Annotated in this window: 14 protein-coding genes; all 14 read right to left on the bottom strand. The window is 44.9% G+C overall.

Going from position 1 to position 16,521, the window contains the following annotated elements; all coding sequences use genetic code 11:
* Positions 1 to 67 precede the first annotated feature (67 nt).
* Positions 68 to 1,198, bottom strand: a complete 1,131-nt coding sequence (locus tag MKX60_RS21265; protein WP_076299866.1) for a glycoside hydrolase family 88 protein — start codon at positions 1,196 to 1,198, stop codon at positions 68 to 70.
* Between the two features lie 21 nt (positions 1,199 to 1,219).
* The gene (locus MKX60_RS21260; RefSeq protein WP_076299865.1) at positions 1,220 to 2,095 is read right to left on the bottom strand and encodes a carbohydrate ABC transporter permease; all 876 of its coding nucleotides are present in this window, start codon (positions 2,093 to 2,095) and stop codon (positions 1,220 to 1,222) included.
* Between the two features lie 12 nt (positions 2,096 to 2,107).
* The gene (locus tag MKX60_RS21255; RefSeq protein WP_042188470.1) at positions 2,108 to 3,061 is read right to left on the bottom strand and encodes an ABC transporter permease; all 954 of its coding nucleotides are present in this window, start codon (positions 3,059 to 3,061) and stop codon (positions 2,108 to 2,110) included.
* A gap of 103 nt (positions 3,062 to 3,164) precedes the next feature.
* The gene (locus MKX60_RS21250; RefSeq protein ID WP_341060899.1) at positions 3,165 to 4,835 is read right to left on the bottom strand and encodes an extracellular solute-binding protein; all 1,671 of its coding nucleotides are present in this window, start codon (positions 4,833 to 4,835) and stop codon (positions 3,165 to 3,167) included.
* A gap of 173 nt (positions 4,836 to 5,008) precedes the next feature.
* Positions 5,009 to 7,363, bottom strand: a complete 2,355-nt coding sequence (locus MKX60_RS21245; RefSeq protein WP_341060898.1) for an AraC family transcriptional regulator — start codon at positions 7,361 to 7,363, stop codon at positions 5,009 to 5,011.
* A gap of 21 nt (positions 7,364 to 7,384) precedes the next feature.
* Positions 7,385 to 8,566 carry a polysaccharide lyase 6 family protein gene (locus MKX60_RS21240; RefSeq protein ID WP_341060897.1) on the bottom strand — a complete coding sequence of 394 codons (1,182 nt, stop codon included), beginning with the start codon at positions 8,564 to 8,566 and terminating at the stop codon, positions 7,385 to 7,387.
* A gap of 282 nt (positions 8,567 to 8,848) precedes the next feature.
* Positions 8,849 to 9,559 (bottom strand): metallophosphoesterase family protein, encoded by a 711-nt coding sequence (locus MKX60_RS21235; protein ID WP_341060896.1) that lies wholly within the window; start codon positions 9,557 to 9,559, stop codon positions 8,849 to 8,851.
* A 964-nt stretch (positions 9,560 to 10,523) separates the two neighbouring features.
* Positions 10,524 to 11,450 carry a VanZ family protein gene (locus MKX60_RS21230; protein ID WP_341060895.1) on the bottom strand — a complete coding sequence of 309 codons (927 nt, stop codon included), beginning with the start codon at positions 11,448 to 11,450 and terminating at the stop codon, positions 10,524 to 10,526.
* 187 nt (positions 11,451 to 11,637) lie between these two features.
* Positions 11,638 to 12,213 (bottom strand): CPBP family intramembrane glutamic endopeptidase, encoded by a 576-nt coding sequence (locus MKX60_RS21225; RefSeq protein WP_341060894.1) that lies wholly within the window; start codon positions 12,211 to 12,213, stop codon positions 11,638 to 11,640.
* Positions 12,214 to 12,358: 145 nt separating this feature from the next.
* Positions 12,359 to 13,126 (bottom strand): ABC transporter permease, encoded by a 768-nt coding sequence (locus MKX60_RS21220; RefSeq protein ID WP_341060892.1) that lies wholly within the window; start codon positions 13,124 to 13,126, stop codon positions 12,359 to 12,361.
* A complete protein-coding gene (locus MKX60_RS21215; protein ID WP_341060891.1) occupies positions 13,123 to 13,896 on the bottom strand; it encodes an ABC transporter permease in 774 nt (257 codons plus the stop codon). Before MKX60_RS21215 ends, MKX60_RS21220 begins: the two co-directional genes overlap by 4 nt.
* The gene (locus tag MKX60_RS21210) at positions 13,893 to 14,615 is read right to left on the bottom strand and encodes an ABC transporter ATP-binding protein (RefSeq protein ID WP_445670766.1); all 723 of its coding nucleotides are present in this window, start codon (positions 14,613 to 14,615) and stop codon (positions 13,893 to 13,895) included. The genes MKX60_RS21215 and MKX60_RS21210 overlap by 4 nt, the downstream gene beginning before the upstream one ends.
* A gap of 83 nt (positions 14,616 to 14,698) precedes the next feature.
* Entirely contained in the window at positions 14,699 to 15,706 is a 1,008-nt protein-coding gene (locus tag MKX60_RS21205) for a sensor histidine kinase (RefSeq protein ID WP_341060888.1), read from the bottom strand.
* Positions 15,703 to 16,380 carry a response regulator transcription factor gene (locus MKX60_RS21200; protein ID WP_042188454.1) on the bottom strand — a complete coding sequence of 226 codons (678 nt, stop codon included), beginning with the start codon at positions 16,378 to 16,380 and terminating at the stop codon, positions 15,703 to 15,705. The genes MKX60_RS21205 and MKX60_RS21200 overlap by 4 nt, the downstream gene beginning before the upstream one ends.
* Between the last annotated feature and the right edge of the window lie 141 nt (positions 16,381 to 16,521).

Genomic DNA, 16,521 nt, shown 5'->3' with positions numbered 1-16,521 from the left:
CAAGAATACGAAAGCCGGGAGGAGCTTCCTGTCCTCCCGGCTTCGTGACTACAGCCTTTGATCCCGCTTAAAAAACATGCTGGCTCCAGCCTTTGCTCTTCGCCAAAGCTTCAATATAATAGTAATCGCCGTAAATCAGCGATACGTTGATGTTGGTATTGACTGGCTTATGACCGGTTGCGCCGAGCAGGATGCCTTCATACTCCGGCTTGTCGAGCGCACTGTAGTTGTTCGACAGCGAGCGAAGAATGCGCGTGGCCGCGCGCTGATATAAAGCGGCTTCCTCAGGAGCTACCTGCGACGCGATATCGATCAAGCCAGATGCTGCGCAGCTCGCCGCCGAGGTGTCGCGCGGCTCGTCCGTCAAGTCGGTCGCCGCACGGAAATCCCAATGCGGTACATCGTCTTCCGCCAACGCGCTGATGAAATAATGCGCCACCCCTTTCGCCGCATTCAAGTAACGCGCTTCTCCCGTATAGCGGTAAGCGCAACTCATCCCGTAGAGTGCCCAAGCTTGGCCCCGCGACCAGGACGATTGCGGCGCGAAGCCCTGTCCGCCGTCATAACGCTCCACTTCGCCCGTCTCCGGATCGAAGATAACGATATGATGCACCGAGCCGTCGCCTCGGATGAATGAGCGAAGCACCATATCTGCATGGGCGACCGCAATATGCTTGAAGCGCGGATCATCGCTTTCTTCACTCGCCCAGAACAGAAGCGGCAAATTCATCATCGAATCGATGATCGACCAACCCGTCTGGTTGCGGGGCCAGGCTCGAATGAACTGTCCTGCCGGGTTGTACCTGCCCGCCAGATAGTTGGCGGCGAACAGGCCGCGCCGCCGAGCGTCCGGGTCGCCGGTCAGCTTGTAGCGGATAACCGATGTCGGCAGGAACTGAAAGCCAACATCGTGGTGGAAATGGTTGTCCCGCAAGTAACATTGCTCCATGCGTTCGTCCCAAGGCTCCGCCTCCTCCCGATAACGTTGCTCGCCGGTCATATCGTACAGAATCCACAGAATGCCCGGCCAGAAGCCTGAAATCCACTGATCCACTTTGATCTGGTCATATTTGCCCGCCGCCGAAACATGTGGCGCTTCTGTCCAGCCCGCTTCGATCATATGATCAACTTTAATCTTCACTTTATCCCACCAAGCCGTCAGCTCGGATGGTTTCAGTTTCACATTTTCATTGCTCATCTCTGAAGTCCACCCCTTCTCCTAACCTTTAATGGCACCGATCAAGGCGCCTTTCACGAAATATTTTTGCAATAGCGGATAGACCAGAAAAATCGGAAGGGTTGCTACCATAATCGTGGCGTATTTCAATGTCTCGCCCAATATGATGATCTCATCTTGGGAGGCTCCTTCCGCCATGGAGTTTGCCTCGCCAATAATCAAAATTTCTCGCAGGATCAACTGCAACGGATACAGCGACCGATCCTGAAGGAAGATCATGGCGTTAAACCAGGAGTTCCAGTGGCTTACTCCGTAATACAGGCCTACCACTGCAAGCACGGGCTTGCATAGCGGCAGGAAGATGCGGAACAGAATGCCAAAGTCGTTGGCGCCGTCGATCTTGGCCGACTCTTCTAGCGCATCCGGCACTGCCTCGAACGATGTTCGCATGATAATGAGGTTAAATGCGCTTATTGCGGTAGGCAGGATCAGCGCCCACAGTGTGTCCGTAATGCCCAACCCTCTGACCAGCAAGTAGAACGGAATTAATCCACCGCTGAAAAACATGGTAAATACGATAACCAACGTAAGCTGCTTGCGATATTGCAATGTTTTTCTGGACAAAGCGTATGCGGCAAAAGAAGTAAGCAGCAAATTGAGAGCCACGCCTACAATGACAATAAATAATGTGTTGCGGTAGCCGAGCAGGATCATCGGGTTGCTGAATACCGCCTCATATGTTTCAAGCGAGAAGCCCAGCGGCTTCCAAAGAATGCCCTTATGCGCCATCATCAGCGCTGGTTCGCTGAATGAAGCAAATGCCACGTATAGAATTGGGTACACTGTTACAATCATGAGCGCGGACAAAAACAGCGTATTGCAAACCCGAAATATATGTTCACCCAAGCTTACTCGCATACGAACCCTCCTCTACCACAAACCCGTATTGTTCAACTTCCGGCTTATCCAGTTGGAGCCGATAACAAGCGCGAAGTTAATCACGGAGTTGAACAATCCGACAGCGGAGCTGAAACTGAATTGAAAATCTTGAAGCCCGATCCGGTACACATACGAGGAAATGACATCCCCTGTCACATAAGTGGTCGGGTTGTACAACAGAATAACTTTCTCGAAGCCAACGCTCATAATTCGGCCAATGTTCAGGATGAGCAATATAACGAAAACGGGAAGCAGACCGGGTAGGGTAATATGAAGCATCTGCTTCCAGCGTCCACCCCCGTCGATCTTGCAAGCTTCATATTGCTCGAGATCGATCGCAGACAGCGCGGCCAAATAAATAATTGTACCCCAGCCTATATGCTGCCATATATTCGACGAAACGAAGATTGTCCGGAAAAAAGACGGCTCCAGCAGCATCGTAACCCGCTCACCACCGAAAAATGCGATAATATCGTTAATGACGCCGTCACTGCTCGTAAAATCTTTGATCATGCCGCAAATAATGACAAGCGAAATAAAATGCGGCAAATAAGTAATCGTCTGAACCGAACGCTTGAACAGTGCATTTTTCACCTCATTAAGCAACAAGGCGAGAATAAGCGGAGCGGGAAAACCGAAAATGAGATCGTACAAGCTAATCATCAGAGTGTTTTTTAACACCCGCCAAAAATACATCCCGCCAAAAAAGTCTTTGAAATGCTCAAGTCCTACCCACGCGCTGCCCCCGATTCCAAGCCGGGGGTTAAAATCCTTGAACGCAATAATCGAACCGTACATCGGGAAATAATGAAAAATAATGAAATATAACAAAACAGGAGTAAGCATCATGTACAAATACTTGTTCTTAACCATGTCTTTCGCAATATTAAGCGGCAGACGACCGGCATGCGTGACTTTGCTGCGTCCCAGCTTCAATTGAGCCATCTCCTACTCCTCCTATCCAAATCCAGCATTATCGGCAGGGGATGGCTGCACCATTCCCTTGCCCCACGGCAGCCTGCAGCCAGCCGTGGGACGATACATGGAGTTATCTGTTGTTGTAGCGATCCAAAGCGCCTTGATAGATGTCGATTACATCACGAATCCCCATATCTTCCAGCTGCTTTACAAAGCTGTCGAACTTGTCGAGCGGCTCGTTGCCCATTACAAATTTGATGAACATTTCTTCCAGATACGTGTTGATTGCCGTCATCGTCTGCGCTACCTTCTTGCTCTCATCTACAGTAGGCGTAATGAACGCGGGCAAAATATGTTTCGCCGCATCAGTCTCCGACCAAATCTGGACCGCCTCGTCCTGTTGTGGGAACGTGTTGGTCGTTTTTTGCTCATGCATCGGAAATGGACCGTTCGGAACCGTATACTGCGCCAACATCTGCTGTGAAGTGTACTTATCGTTTTTTACGATCATATCAGTAAATTTCGGAACGCCGTTGTCCATCGTGTAGCTTTCGCCTTCAACGCCGAAGTTGTACATCATGGTTCCTTGCTCGCTAAATGCGAAGTCCAGCCATTTTACGATCGTTTCTAGGTCTTTCGCCGATGTCGTCACGGCCGCGCTTGCTTTCGGGTTATATTTGAAATCGCGCTGTCCGGTGAACGGTTTTTCGCCTGCTTTCAATACCGGATAAGGAGCCGCTACAAGATCAAAAGCCGGATTTTGGGCTTTACCGGACTCCAGCCATTTGCCCATGCCGCCGCCCAGCAGGAAAACAGTCGCGCCGGACTCACCGTTCAGAAGCCGCTTATCCAGCGTATCGCGTTCGACGATCGGGAAGTCTTTATCAATCAGCCCTTCGGAATACCACTGGCGGAACAGCGTCATAACATCCTTGTATTGCGGATCTAACGGACCGTATTTCACTTTGCCTAGGTCGTCAATATAGAAGCCGTGCGATGTTTTGTATGCGCCGAAGAACGCGTCCTGCAAATTCATTTTGTTCGCGTATAGCGCCGTCAGCGGTGCTACGGCGCCTTTTTTCTCTTTGAACGCCGTCAGAACCTTATGCCAATCGTCTATCGTTACAGGCAATTGCAGCCCTAGCTCATCCAACCAATCTTTGCGCAGCATTGGTCCGCGGAAGACTAATCCTTCCTCGTTTCGCACCATCGGGAAGACGTAATATTGGCCACTGTCGGTCTTCACCATTTTATCCAGCTCTGGATTAGCTTCCAGCATCTTCTTCAGGTTAGGCGCATATTGGTCGATCAAATCGTTTAGCGGTACGATAACCCCGTCTGAAATCGCCTTTTCCGGTCCACCCGGATAAATACTCCAGTCGTACTCCAGCACATCCGGCAGCTTGCTGGAAGCCAGCAGCAAATTAAACTGTTCTTCAGCTTGACTTTCGGTCGGATGGATGTAGTTCACTTTCACGCCGGTAGCTTCTGCAATCGCCTTCCCGATCGGCGCTTCCGCCAGATTCGTTGTAAATGTAATCAGGTTTCCGTTGATTGGAGCCCAGTATGAGAAAGTATCTTTCGTATCCAGCGGATACACCGGCATATCCGATCCCTCGCTGCCTTTGCTTACGCCATCGCCGCCCTTATTGCTGACGGCGCTTTGAGTCGGCTCTGTCTTATCCTTGTTTCCAGAGCCCCCATTACTGGAGCATGCGGTTAACAACAATGAAAGTACCATTGCGATCCCCAGTGTGAGCTGCAGCCTCTTATGAGTCTTGACGTTACGATTTTTCGCCATTGTGCCCTCCGTTCTTTTCGTCTCGAATAAGTTGGTGTGAATACGCTTTCAACATATCGTTAATCCGGTGCCGCAAGCTATCGTTAAAACCTAAAATATACTGCAATTTCTCAAAAATGAGGGTAACAAAACCGTATGTTTGCTACTTTTTCTTGAAAAGAAAAGCCCTAGAGCTACTTGACTTCCCTGTAGCGCCCGGGCGTTATTCCTTCAAATTTTTTGAATATGCGGTGGAAGGTATTCACATCGTTGTAACCAACCTTCAGCGATATTTCGCTGACCGTATATTTCCCGCCGATAAGCAGCAATTTGGCCTGCACCAGCCGGGTCTTGTTAATATAATCGAGCAGAGATTCGCCGGCAAGTTCCTTGAACAGTTTGGAAACATACGACGGCGTCATGGAGAAGGCTTCCCCGATCATCGAAATGTTCAGGTTCTCGTCCTGGTAATACTCGTTGACATATTTCATGACCTTATCGATTAGCGGATTGCTGCAGTATTCGCGGTTGTTATTAACGTAGCCGCACAGAAGCTCTAGCATATCGTAAAGCTGGCTGCGCATCTCCCCTACCGTCTGGCATTGCATCAGGCGTTCGATGGCGCGCACTCCGTCAGGCATATCCGGCTTGCCCGCGATGCGGATTTCGCCGATTACTTTTTGCAGCGTAGCCATTAGATCGAACATGAGACATTTGGCAGTATGAAAAGGAAACGGCTCCGTCGTCACATTTTTCTGAATGATCTCCCCGACGAAGGTTTCCGCCTTATCAAGCTGCCCTTCGCGAACCATAACGATCAATTGCTGCTCGGCCTTGAGCGGATAAAAATAACCACCTGGAGCAGCCCCTAGGTTGTCGTTGCCGCTCAGGTCCCCATAATGAATAATGCCCCCGCTGCCTGCAATGATACGGTATTCCATCGCCTCAATCGCTTCCTGGAACGCCTGGAAGATGCCATATTCGCCCTCCTGTTGTGCGCTGATGGCAGCGGTCAACTGGACATGGGCATGATTGGAGATGAACGACATCGTTTCTTCCGCGATGTGCGCCAGCTCCCCCCGCTGCTCCGTCGGCGATGCAAGCTGATGGTTGACGATGCAGGCGAGCAACTCCTGGTCCAGCTCTACCGCATAGGCGTTTACTGACTTTCGCGCGACCTCCTCGACCACGTTGGCGATCAGGAATTGCAGCAACCGCTTATTATGGACCTGATCCTCATCCTTCCGATGGAACTTGCCGAAGTGCTCGATGCGCAGCAAAATAACAGAGAATCCACCCAGCGGGAAACGCAGATCATAGGCTGAGAACGATTCGTGCAACGGGATATGGCTGTCGAGTTGCCCCTTCAGCAGCCGCTGCAAAAAGTGCGATCTGAGTGTATTGTTATGCTGATTCAGCTTGTAATGAAGCTCCTCCTTCTCATGGAAGGTGCTGCTCAGCGCCTGCTCCAGAAAGGAGTATTCATTGGAGCCGCGATCAAAGGTAAAACCCGCCTTGAACGACAAGCTCTGGATCAGCGCATGGATCGGCAGGTAGTTCCGTTTGAGGAGCCAATACGTAACGCCACCGCCAACAATAAGGCAAAGCAAGATACTGGCGATCGTCAATTGCTCTACCACGTTCATCTTCTGGTGATATACGTTCGCCGGCAGCGTCATCACATATTTCCATCCCGTAATGGATGAGGTTGTGTAGGATGCAACAAGCCGGTGACCGTCAGTCTCGATCTCAAGTTGCCCCGATTCTTTCGACATATCGCTGTATAATAGAGCAGGTTCCGACAGCGAATCGCCCGTAGACGCAATGAACCGGTTGTCTTTATCCAGAATAAAGATCGTACCTTTCTCAGGCGCCGAAGCTTGCTCTAGCAGCTTACTGCGGTCAATCATGAACAGCAAGACAGCTCCAGGTTGATTCATGATTGTTGAGTTCACATTTTGGGCATACATGACCGTAGGCCGCCACTCATTCTCTTCAGACACAACAACGGAGTGGTAGCCTTTAATGTACCCTTGGTCAAAATATTCTCGTAACGACTGGAACGGCATATGCTCTTCAAGGCGAATATGTTCGTATAACGCTTCGATGTTCATACGGTTGTTGCGTGCGATGACCGTATCGCTATTTTTGTAGTAAATATAAATACCTTCAAGATAATCGTTAGCGATTTCGAATACGCGCAAATCATTAGCGATTTGGTATACATCGTAGTGGTCCGAATCAGACAGATTGGTATCGGCCGAAATAAATGCTGCGATTCGCCTGTTGAGGCTCACCTCGAGGCTTAGATTCTCGATTCCTTTGAACTGGCTATCTATGGCTTGCTCCATCTGAAGAAGAATAGATTGGTTGGCACGGTTAATTTCAGCCTTTACAACGTTCAGCGTCGCGCTGTATATAACGCCGCTGATCAGAATGGGCACGAGCAGCACCGAGACGTAGGAAAGCATCCAGGTCATGTATACACTGCGATTTTTATGCCGGAGCTGCTTCAGATAGATTGTCCACCGGTTTCGAGTTTGGGCCATAGGTTCTCCTCCATGTTAGTTTTAGTCGGAGTCGGGACCGACGTCAATTCTTGTCAGAATAGCCGGACAACGAATATCCGCGACATCCGCTTTATGATTGTTAATACAAACCGCCGGAGACGGCCGGTATTCATAGATGGCCGGCTGCTCCTTGCCGCATATACGATTGTAAGCGATTACACATTGCTCCGGCGCATAAGGAATCCGCTTGCCGAGCGTAATGCCGTGACGACAATTGACAATCGTATTATTCACTACACTGGCTCGATAGACGCGCCAATGTTTCCTCAGTTCCTCCTGCGTCGGCGCCTCGGGATAGCCGTCTGATCCGCCATCGTAGTTGCCGCCGTCAATGAGCAGCGCATCCAACGTCAAGTTTTCCATATAGTTATCAAAAATGTGATGGTCGTTGCCGTAAATGCGAAATCCGCCCATTTCTTCCTTCACGCCATCGCCGATAAATACATTATTATGAAAGCGATTTCCATGTCCGTGACGCGCTGTCACTTGGCCGGCGGAGTTAAGGAACGTGTTGTACCGAACTGTATTATAGCAGCTTTTTACCGAAATAATCTCGGGCTCTCCGTCGCAATTTTCAAACAGGTTGTGTTGAATGGTAATATAGCCGTTCGAGAGAGAGATGCCGGATAGGCCGAGCCGGATCGCTTCAAGCCCATTGACGACACGCGGGCCTATATGATGAAAATAATTATATTCAATGACATCATGCTGCGAGATTTGTTCACCGTCGCCATCAAAAATAACGAGCGGCCCGAGGTCGGCTTTTGGCCCGAACTCGTTGCGTTCGATCCGGTTCCAGCCGCTGCCGCTTCCCAGCACAGACAGCAGGCTATACTCCGCCCCAACCTGTCGCGGCTCAAATCTATTCCGTGCAATCCTCACATGCCGCGAACCATCCAGAATGATAGATTCGCGCTGCTCGACCTGGAAATGCAGTCCCCATACCTCTACATAAGCAGAGTTCAAGATGCGTATACTTGATTCTCCAGCGATCGTCGCTTTTCCTTTATTTACAGCGCGAATGCTTAATATTGCGGTGTCCGATCCTACTTTGCCTTCAATAATATAATCTTCATTCCGTTCGTAAACGCCGTCTGCCAACAAGATCGAAGAACCAGGTTCTGCCCGGCCAATGGCTGCCGCCAACTCGTCGCTACTCGATACCCAATAAATAGTAGTCATTTTCCCACCTGCTTCCTATAGAATAGGCGGATATGAACCGCAGCCTCTTCAGGATCATATCCGCAACTTCACAACCTCTATTATGAAAGATACGTTTCCCATGCCATAGTGTAAAAAAATGAAGCAATCATAAAAATGTAAACTGAGGCGCAAAATGAGCAGGAATTACCTCCTTGCCAGCTGTAAATCGCAACCTGCCGGTGTACAATAAATGAGAAAGGACGTATCCCGACACCAAATCGTGGATACGTCCCCATTGTTGTTGCTTGCTCTGCCGTTCGCTTACCCAAAAAAGAAGTACGCAACCTTCATCTCTTCTTCTTTCAACAGCAACTTTTGTGCCGCTTCGAGCAAAGGCGTGCGGTCATAGACAAGACTTTTCATCGCTATTTTGCCATCGGTAATCGTGAAATAGTGCGCTTCTTTCGACGGATCGTCGCGACGGCGGTAGGACACGCTTCCCGGATTCAGCCACAAACTGTCGTCACTCAAATAATGAATGCATCTGCGATGTGTATGTCCGAAAATAATGCGGCGATCTTCTTTGGCCCCAATTGTCCTGACGTTGCGTTCCGCCCAGAAAGCATCGTACTTGGGCAAGCTATCAATCGTCAAATAGTTTTCGTACAGATGTTGCATTGTATAGCTATAGCCGTCCATCTCGAATGTGCGGTAGACCGGTATGCTTTCGAGGAAGGAAATTTCCGCTTCGCCGAGTAGCCTTGCATTGTAATGCGCCCACTTGATCTCATCCTCCGCCACATCGTGACCGCTATTGCCGTTTCGGTACAGGTCGATAATAATGTCGTCATGGTTACCGCGAACACAATTCGCATCGTTCTTATGCACCCATTCGATAACTTCCCGCGGGAAAGGCCCGTAGTCTACAAGATCTCCCGCGCAATAAATCACGTCACAGTCGGATTCTGCCTTGCGGATCGATTCCAGCGCTTTGACGTTGCTGTGAATATCCGAAATAATTAAAGCTTTCATAATCGATTCAACTCCCTAAGATTCAACATTCTCAGCAGTACCGTCACCACATCCGCCACGTAGCTTTATCGTCTGGCATGAAATGGTCCCGCGGCAGACGCACCTCAATGATTCCGGCGGCAGACGCCAAGGAAACAGCCTGTCTTTCCCAGTCGGGGGTGTCTCCACTGTCCTCAAACCACTGCGGCGCAGGGGCGCCGTCCACAACATTGGCCGTAACGGAACATGCGTGTAACCCTATTTGATCATTCCCGTCAATCAATAGCCTTCGGACAATATTAAGGTTGTAGACATTGCGTATCAGGCTGTTCTCCCATTTATCGAGTGCACTCTCCCTCCTTTATATAAAAAGATGGAACCTTGATCAATCGTCAAAAGCTAAAATAGCCATCAACTATTCCAACTTCTTATCTCCAATTTTTGGAATGAACATCAAATCTTAAAAAAATCACTCACATCTCACGAATATGCATAGAAACATCTTTGTAGCTATTTTTATATACAGCATTCAATGTTCTTAAAACAAAAGTATCAACAACATGATCCTTTTCATTTGGAGAAATAAACAAAACGACATCCGACCTTAGATGTTTCAGCAAGATTTCATTTTCGCAACTCCCTATGTTCATTTTAATTATTATGTTTCTTGCCCTGGTCATATATTGCTTGAAGCCAATTTTGTAGGTCAGATCTTATATGCACAGAATCCTATAGTTGGGGACCCGCCAACATTTTAACGAAAATATACACTAAGCCCTGAATCGCGTCCAGCTTGGTGTATTCTCATACTCTTAGGTGGTCCGGGACGTGTCACGAGCGGACGCAACGAAACGTATTGGACAATCATTCGGCAACATTAACGCGGTACTGAATTAAATGATTATGATATAAAAAAAAGATGTCGAGACTTTCTTGACAGCCTTGCCGCGATTATCGCGGTTTCTATATGTTGCGTGTTTGTTCTTCACTCCCACCAATGCTTCATTTCACTGAATCCAACGTCCCATAGTTTAGCGTTCCCGGAAACGATAATCGTAATTTCGTTCACCTTGTCATAAAATGGTATATTTAAAGGTTCTGCTCCATTATTATATTGTTCATTGTACTGATAATGAACTCTTTGGTTTCCGTCTACCAATATAGTGAGTTCTCCCTTGGAATCTCCCTTGTCTGGAATGCCAAAATAAGAATAGAACGTCACATCTTTTTTGTTCCCCAAGATGTAGGTGTATGATTTTCTTTTATCCCCTTCACTGTAATACACGTTCATTTTGGGTTCTATTTTCTTGCCTGCTACGGTGAAACTTGGAAGATTTTCAGTCATAGGCATGGTTCCATTCATTTCTTTCACATCGTGTAATGCTTGAATTGGGCTTTCTCTTTTCGCTACAACATAATTGATGGTTTCCGAGATCACGATTACTCCAACAAGAAGAACAACAATAGATAGGGCTGAAACAATAAGCTTTTTATAAGAAATTTTTGAAGAACATCCAACTTTATAGGCGATAAATCCTATCGCTGCACCTAATGTATTGGATATAACATCATCTACATCAAAGCTGCCAAGATGAGTTAAAGCCTGCATCGTTTCCAGAACGAGAATCGTCAAGACAAAAAAGGATATGAACTTCCCAAAACTGGAACGATACAACAGAGGAATTACTACTCCAAAAGGGATAAAGGCAGCAATGTTTCCAAAGTTGTATACCCATGAAAAAGTTAGTTTTGGAAATCGAAGTGGAACTCCTTCTGGAACAAGTATAAATGTGTATCCATAATCGCTGTTCCAATGATCTAATCTACTGAAAGCAAAAAACATAAAATATAATATCAACAGCGTGTACAAAATTGTTCCTACAAAGAGGAGTTTCCGTAATTTCACTTCCATAATATCTCCTTTAATAATTCATCGATGGGTTTAGTATATCTTCCCAAAATGACATTAAAGTGACATTGAAGTGACATTTTAGTCACTTAAACGCTCATTAAATGATTTGTTTGTAAAATTGAATCCGAATCTATGTTTAATCATCGTCGTAGTATAGTCTTATAGTCTTATTCAACTAAAGCACCCGCTAGTAGAAGAGCAACACTAATAAATTATACAAAGAATGAATAATAATTACTGACCAAAGAGAATTACTTTTCTTATATACAAACCCAAATATAATACCCAACACAAAAACTGTTAATATGGAACTTAGAATATAAGGGAATTCAAACAGACCTTTATAAAACCAAATAGGAAAATGAATCGATACAAAGAGTAAAGCTGTAACTGTATTTGCTATCCAGAATCTAAAAGAATCCATAAGCTTTCTTAATAAAAAACCTCTAAAGACAATTTCCTCAGTAATACCAACCAATAGAATAGTATTAAGCCATCCGTTAAATCCTATTTGAAAATCGATATTATTATTTAAAACGATAAGATTTATTACAAAATAGAATAGTATCAAGGCTAAGGATACCCAACCTGTCCATTTTAGACTTTTTCTAAAGTTATGATGTAACTGTAAATAGGAAAATGGTTTACTTTTTTCCATAATTATAACTAATAAAATAACAGGAATGACCCAAACAACTATTTTAATAGTGGCTGATGTTATAGCTCTTGGAACGGGTTCCATCAAATCTAAATATTGAACCAACCATAATTCTCTGATACACCATAGGGCGTAAAATATTATGAAATATACCCAAATATAATTTTTATTTACTTTGAATTCTATCAGAAACTCCTCCTTTACTTCTTCGATAATCCTGCCCCGTTAGTTGAATAAGATATAATTATAACTAGGCATCTCGTTTACGGTAAAATACAATAGCTACTGTAATAAAGCTCAGTGTCCATAACATTGAAATACCTGTCCCTTGCATTGGTGTAAGGACACTTATTTCATCAGAGGAAGACGGCATATACATATAAGATCCTGCCGTATCCGGAAAATAATTTAAAAAAATTTTATTACTAGGTAGAAAAACCCTCGTCAATGGACTGACAATGAAATAATAACCAAGCAGTACCACTAAAGCAGGAGTGGTTCGTCTTAATAAAGCACCTACAGCTGCACTGAGAAGTGTGGTTAATGTTAGATAGCCCGTTGCACCTATTAATGTTGTTATCATTGTGTCTATTTCTATCACTACTGTTGTGTCTCTCATCATAATAAAAGTATAGAGTACACCAGATGCAGCAATAATAAACGCCACAGGAATGGTTATAATCGCCAATGCCAAATGCTTCGTGGATAATTGGAACCCACGCCAAGGTATCGTAATTAAAGTAGTTCGAATCTGTCCACCAGTATACTCCGAACAAGTAGCTAAGATTCCAAGAATAATGAACCCTGCTTGAAGATATCCCATAGAAGCAAGTCCTATATTCAGTATATTTTGCGTACCTGTTGCCCCTTGTAGACCAACAGAAGTAAAAGCTGCGGCTAAAACTAAATTTAGAATGAATGTACCCATAAGAGTGAGCCATATCAATGGTAATGTAACTAATTTATCCAGTTCAGCACCAAGGATTTGTGTTAACTTTCTACTAGATGAGACACTCATGCTGCAACATCCCTCCTATGGAATACAACAGCTGCAACAATGAAAACAACGAGTACCCAGGCAAACATGACTAAACCGCCTGTGAAGGGGGTGTGAAACCCGTCGAATAAAGTGCCTGTGGACGTGTTGTCCGTAAACATAAACATTTCAGCGCCAGCCCTATCTGGTAAGTAAAACGCCAACTTTGTAACCCTATACAACAGGACACTAAATGATACAACGGATGAATTTATTATGAGCAGAGCAAGCGGGAGGATGCCATTCTTAGTTAGAAAAGTAATTCCAAGTGCTAAAAGAGCAGTGAATGTCCAGTAACAAACTGCACCGATAAGTCTGGACCATTCAAATGCAGGGGCATATTCACCAAGAATAAGATGCGTTGCCGACACAGTTGTCGTAATAGCAACAATACAAAGCAGTATGCTGATCACAGTCACAGCACCTGCTTTTGCCAGTAAAAAATGAAACCGGGATGAAATAACAGTTAAACTCGTTGTTATCTGTTGTCCTCCACCAGATTCACTGCTCTCTGTCAAATACTCACTGCTGACAGTAAGCACACCAAGAATAATAACGCCTTGCACACCAAGAGCTAACCCGATATAGCCAACTTCTGATAGCCGCGTGCTAACTCCAGCTATAATCTCCTCTTTTTGTACTATGCTGTCCAAGGCAGCAATAAGCGCTGGTGCAAACGCTCCAATGAGAAAAGCAAGCCAAATACCCGGTAAGGAGAACAATTTAGATAGTTCCGCGTTAAATGCTCTCATACAACATCACCTGCAATTTCAGATGTCAGGGCAAAAAAAGCTTCCTCCAGTGTGGAATGGTTACCTATTACTTCTTCCAATGTTCCATCTGCAACGATGGTTCCATGCTTAATAATCACCACATCATCAACCGTCTCTGCAAGCTCTCCCATTAGATGACTGGATAATAACACCGTATTTCCAGATTCAGCACGTTCACGTAAAAATGTCCGAATCCACCGAATTCCTTCTGGGTCGAGCCCATTTACGGGTTCATCTAAAATCAATATTTTTGGATCACCAAGTAACGCAGCTGCTATTCCCAGTCTTCTCCCCATACCAAGAGAGTACTTCCCAACTCTTTTCCCAGCGGCATTGGTAAGACCTACTATTTCCAGAACTTCCTCGACACGTGAGTTAGACAATCCTGCAGCACGTGCAATCCAACGCAAGTGTGCCCGTCCTGTTCGCATACGATGAGCTCCAAAGCCATCAAGTGCGGCACCTACTGTTGCTAGAGGATTATGTAATTCTGCGAATGGCTTTCCATTAATGAGTGCGCTCCCTGAGGTAGCGCGGTCTAATCCAAGCAGGATGCGAAGTGTAGAACTTTTACCTGCCCCATTTGGACCTAAAAAACCAGTTACTCTACCTGGTCTAGCTTTAAAACTGATACCTGATAAGATTCCCCTAGTTCCGCGATGTTTGACTAAGTTATTAATTGTAAGCAACCATAACACTTCCTTTCTGTTATGGTTCTAATTATAAAGAAGCAAAGTTACATCTCGGTTATCATGCTGTTTACTTCTGGGTTAACTTTAGGTTAAGATCTTCCGATAGCTACTCTTGTGCCACTATCATTTGATGTAAAATCAGCTTTCAGCTTCATTTTTTTCAACATATAATTTGAAGTCGATAAACCAATCCCCGCCCCACGCTCATAGGAAGAGTTATCCATACCTGGACCTCTGTCTGCAACAATGATTTGTTCTTTTTCTACATCAACCACAATATTTACATATTTCCCCTCTGCTGCATGACGAAGAATATTCTGAAATAAATTATCCAGAACCCGTGTCATCCATTTAGGATCTGCTTCCCAATAAAAAGTTGCCTCTGTCGGTAAATCAACCTCGATCTGGATTTCTTTTTCTTCAAATACAGGATACCACGCAGCAACAGATGCTCTTACTAAACGTCCAATATCTGTTGAAGTGGGCCTAAAAGGATGTTTCCCTGATGTAAGCAATGTATAGGAAAGTAAATCATCCATTAGATCCCCCACTCTTGTAATCGTATGATTCATTTCTGTTAATGAATTTTGTCCTTCTAGACTCATTGATTCTTTATTTAATCGGGTGACATGTCCTCTCAAAATGGTAAGTGGCGTTCGTAAGTCGTGAGATAAATTCGCTATGAGTCGATGTCGTAACAATTCCTCTTCATGTTCTCGCTTGCGAAAGACTTCAAGCTGCTGAATCATCCAATTAAAAGAATTGCCTAACTGGTCTATTTCATCCATACGATCACTTTGAACAGATATTGGTCTAGGAAATGAGTTATGATTAGCTGAAAATGACATGGCCTCCTGTAAGCGGGTGAGACGTTTACGAAGTCTTAAGAAGAAAATCCAAGATATTACAACAAATGCTACAATAATAAAACCAAACAAAAGTAGTACAACGTAAAATAGATTTAACGCATTCAGCTCTTCTCCATTAATAGGAGATTCAATGAACGCAGATAAGAAAATAAGTATAATTGGAGGCAAAAAGATAAATAGAAAATGTCCTTTTAGAAAATGACGAAATAATGATTTAGTCTGTTTCATAGTTTCACCCGATAGCCTATTCCCTTCAACGTTTCAATAATCTCTGGGGAATCGGGATGACGTTCCAACTTTTGACGCAGTCGATGGATATGTACCATTAGTGTTTTATCGCCAGTTATATATGTTTCTTCCCAGATGGCTTCATAGATTTGTTCTTTTGGTAAAACTTGATTAGGGTGGCGTAAGAAGTACATTAAAATATGATGCTGCTTCGCTGTTAATATAATTTCTTCTCCTGTGCGTTTGTCAAATACCATTTGGCCTTCTGAATCTACTTCAATATAATTTCCTAATGAAATGCGTTCGGAATGTGTTCCGCCACTTCGACGGATTAGTACTTCTAATCTTGCAACTAATTCATCCGTATGGAATGGTTTCGTTAAATAATCATCAGCAAATTGTAAACCTTCTACCTTATCATCTATCGATGTTCGAGCTGTTAACAGCAAAATAGGAACAGCAGGAGCTGCCTTTTTTAATCGTTTCCCCACAGTAAATCCGTCTAAACCGGGTAACATGATATCCAAAATAACGATTTCATGCTGATTTACTTCTTTTTCAGCGCCTTCACCAGAAAGCAGCCACTGAACTGAAAATCCCCGCTGTTCCAATTCTTCTTTTAGAAAGCTGCCTATTTTCTCATTATCTTCAATGTATAATACGTTTCTTTTCAAGTAACATCCCTCGCTCTAAATTGAATTCACTATTAGACAGATTAACATAATCTAAAAAATATTTGTTTAGATGCTCATGAAATCGGCAATGGGATCAAGTTCTTGTCTTAAGCAAAGGACAAGAACTTGATCCCATAAAAC

Source organism: Paenibacillus sp. FSL R5-0914 (assembly GCF_038004525.1).
GTDB lineage: Bacteria > Bacillota > Bacilli > Paenibacillales > Paenibacillaceae > Paenibacillus_AQ.
The sequence above is the reverse complement of the archived record's forward strand: the minus strand, read 5'-3'. Positions and strand labels throughout refer to the sequence as shown.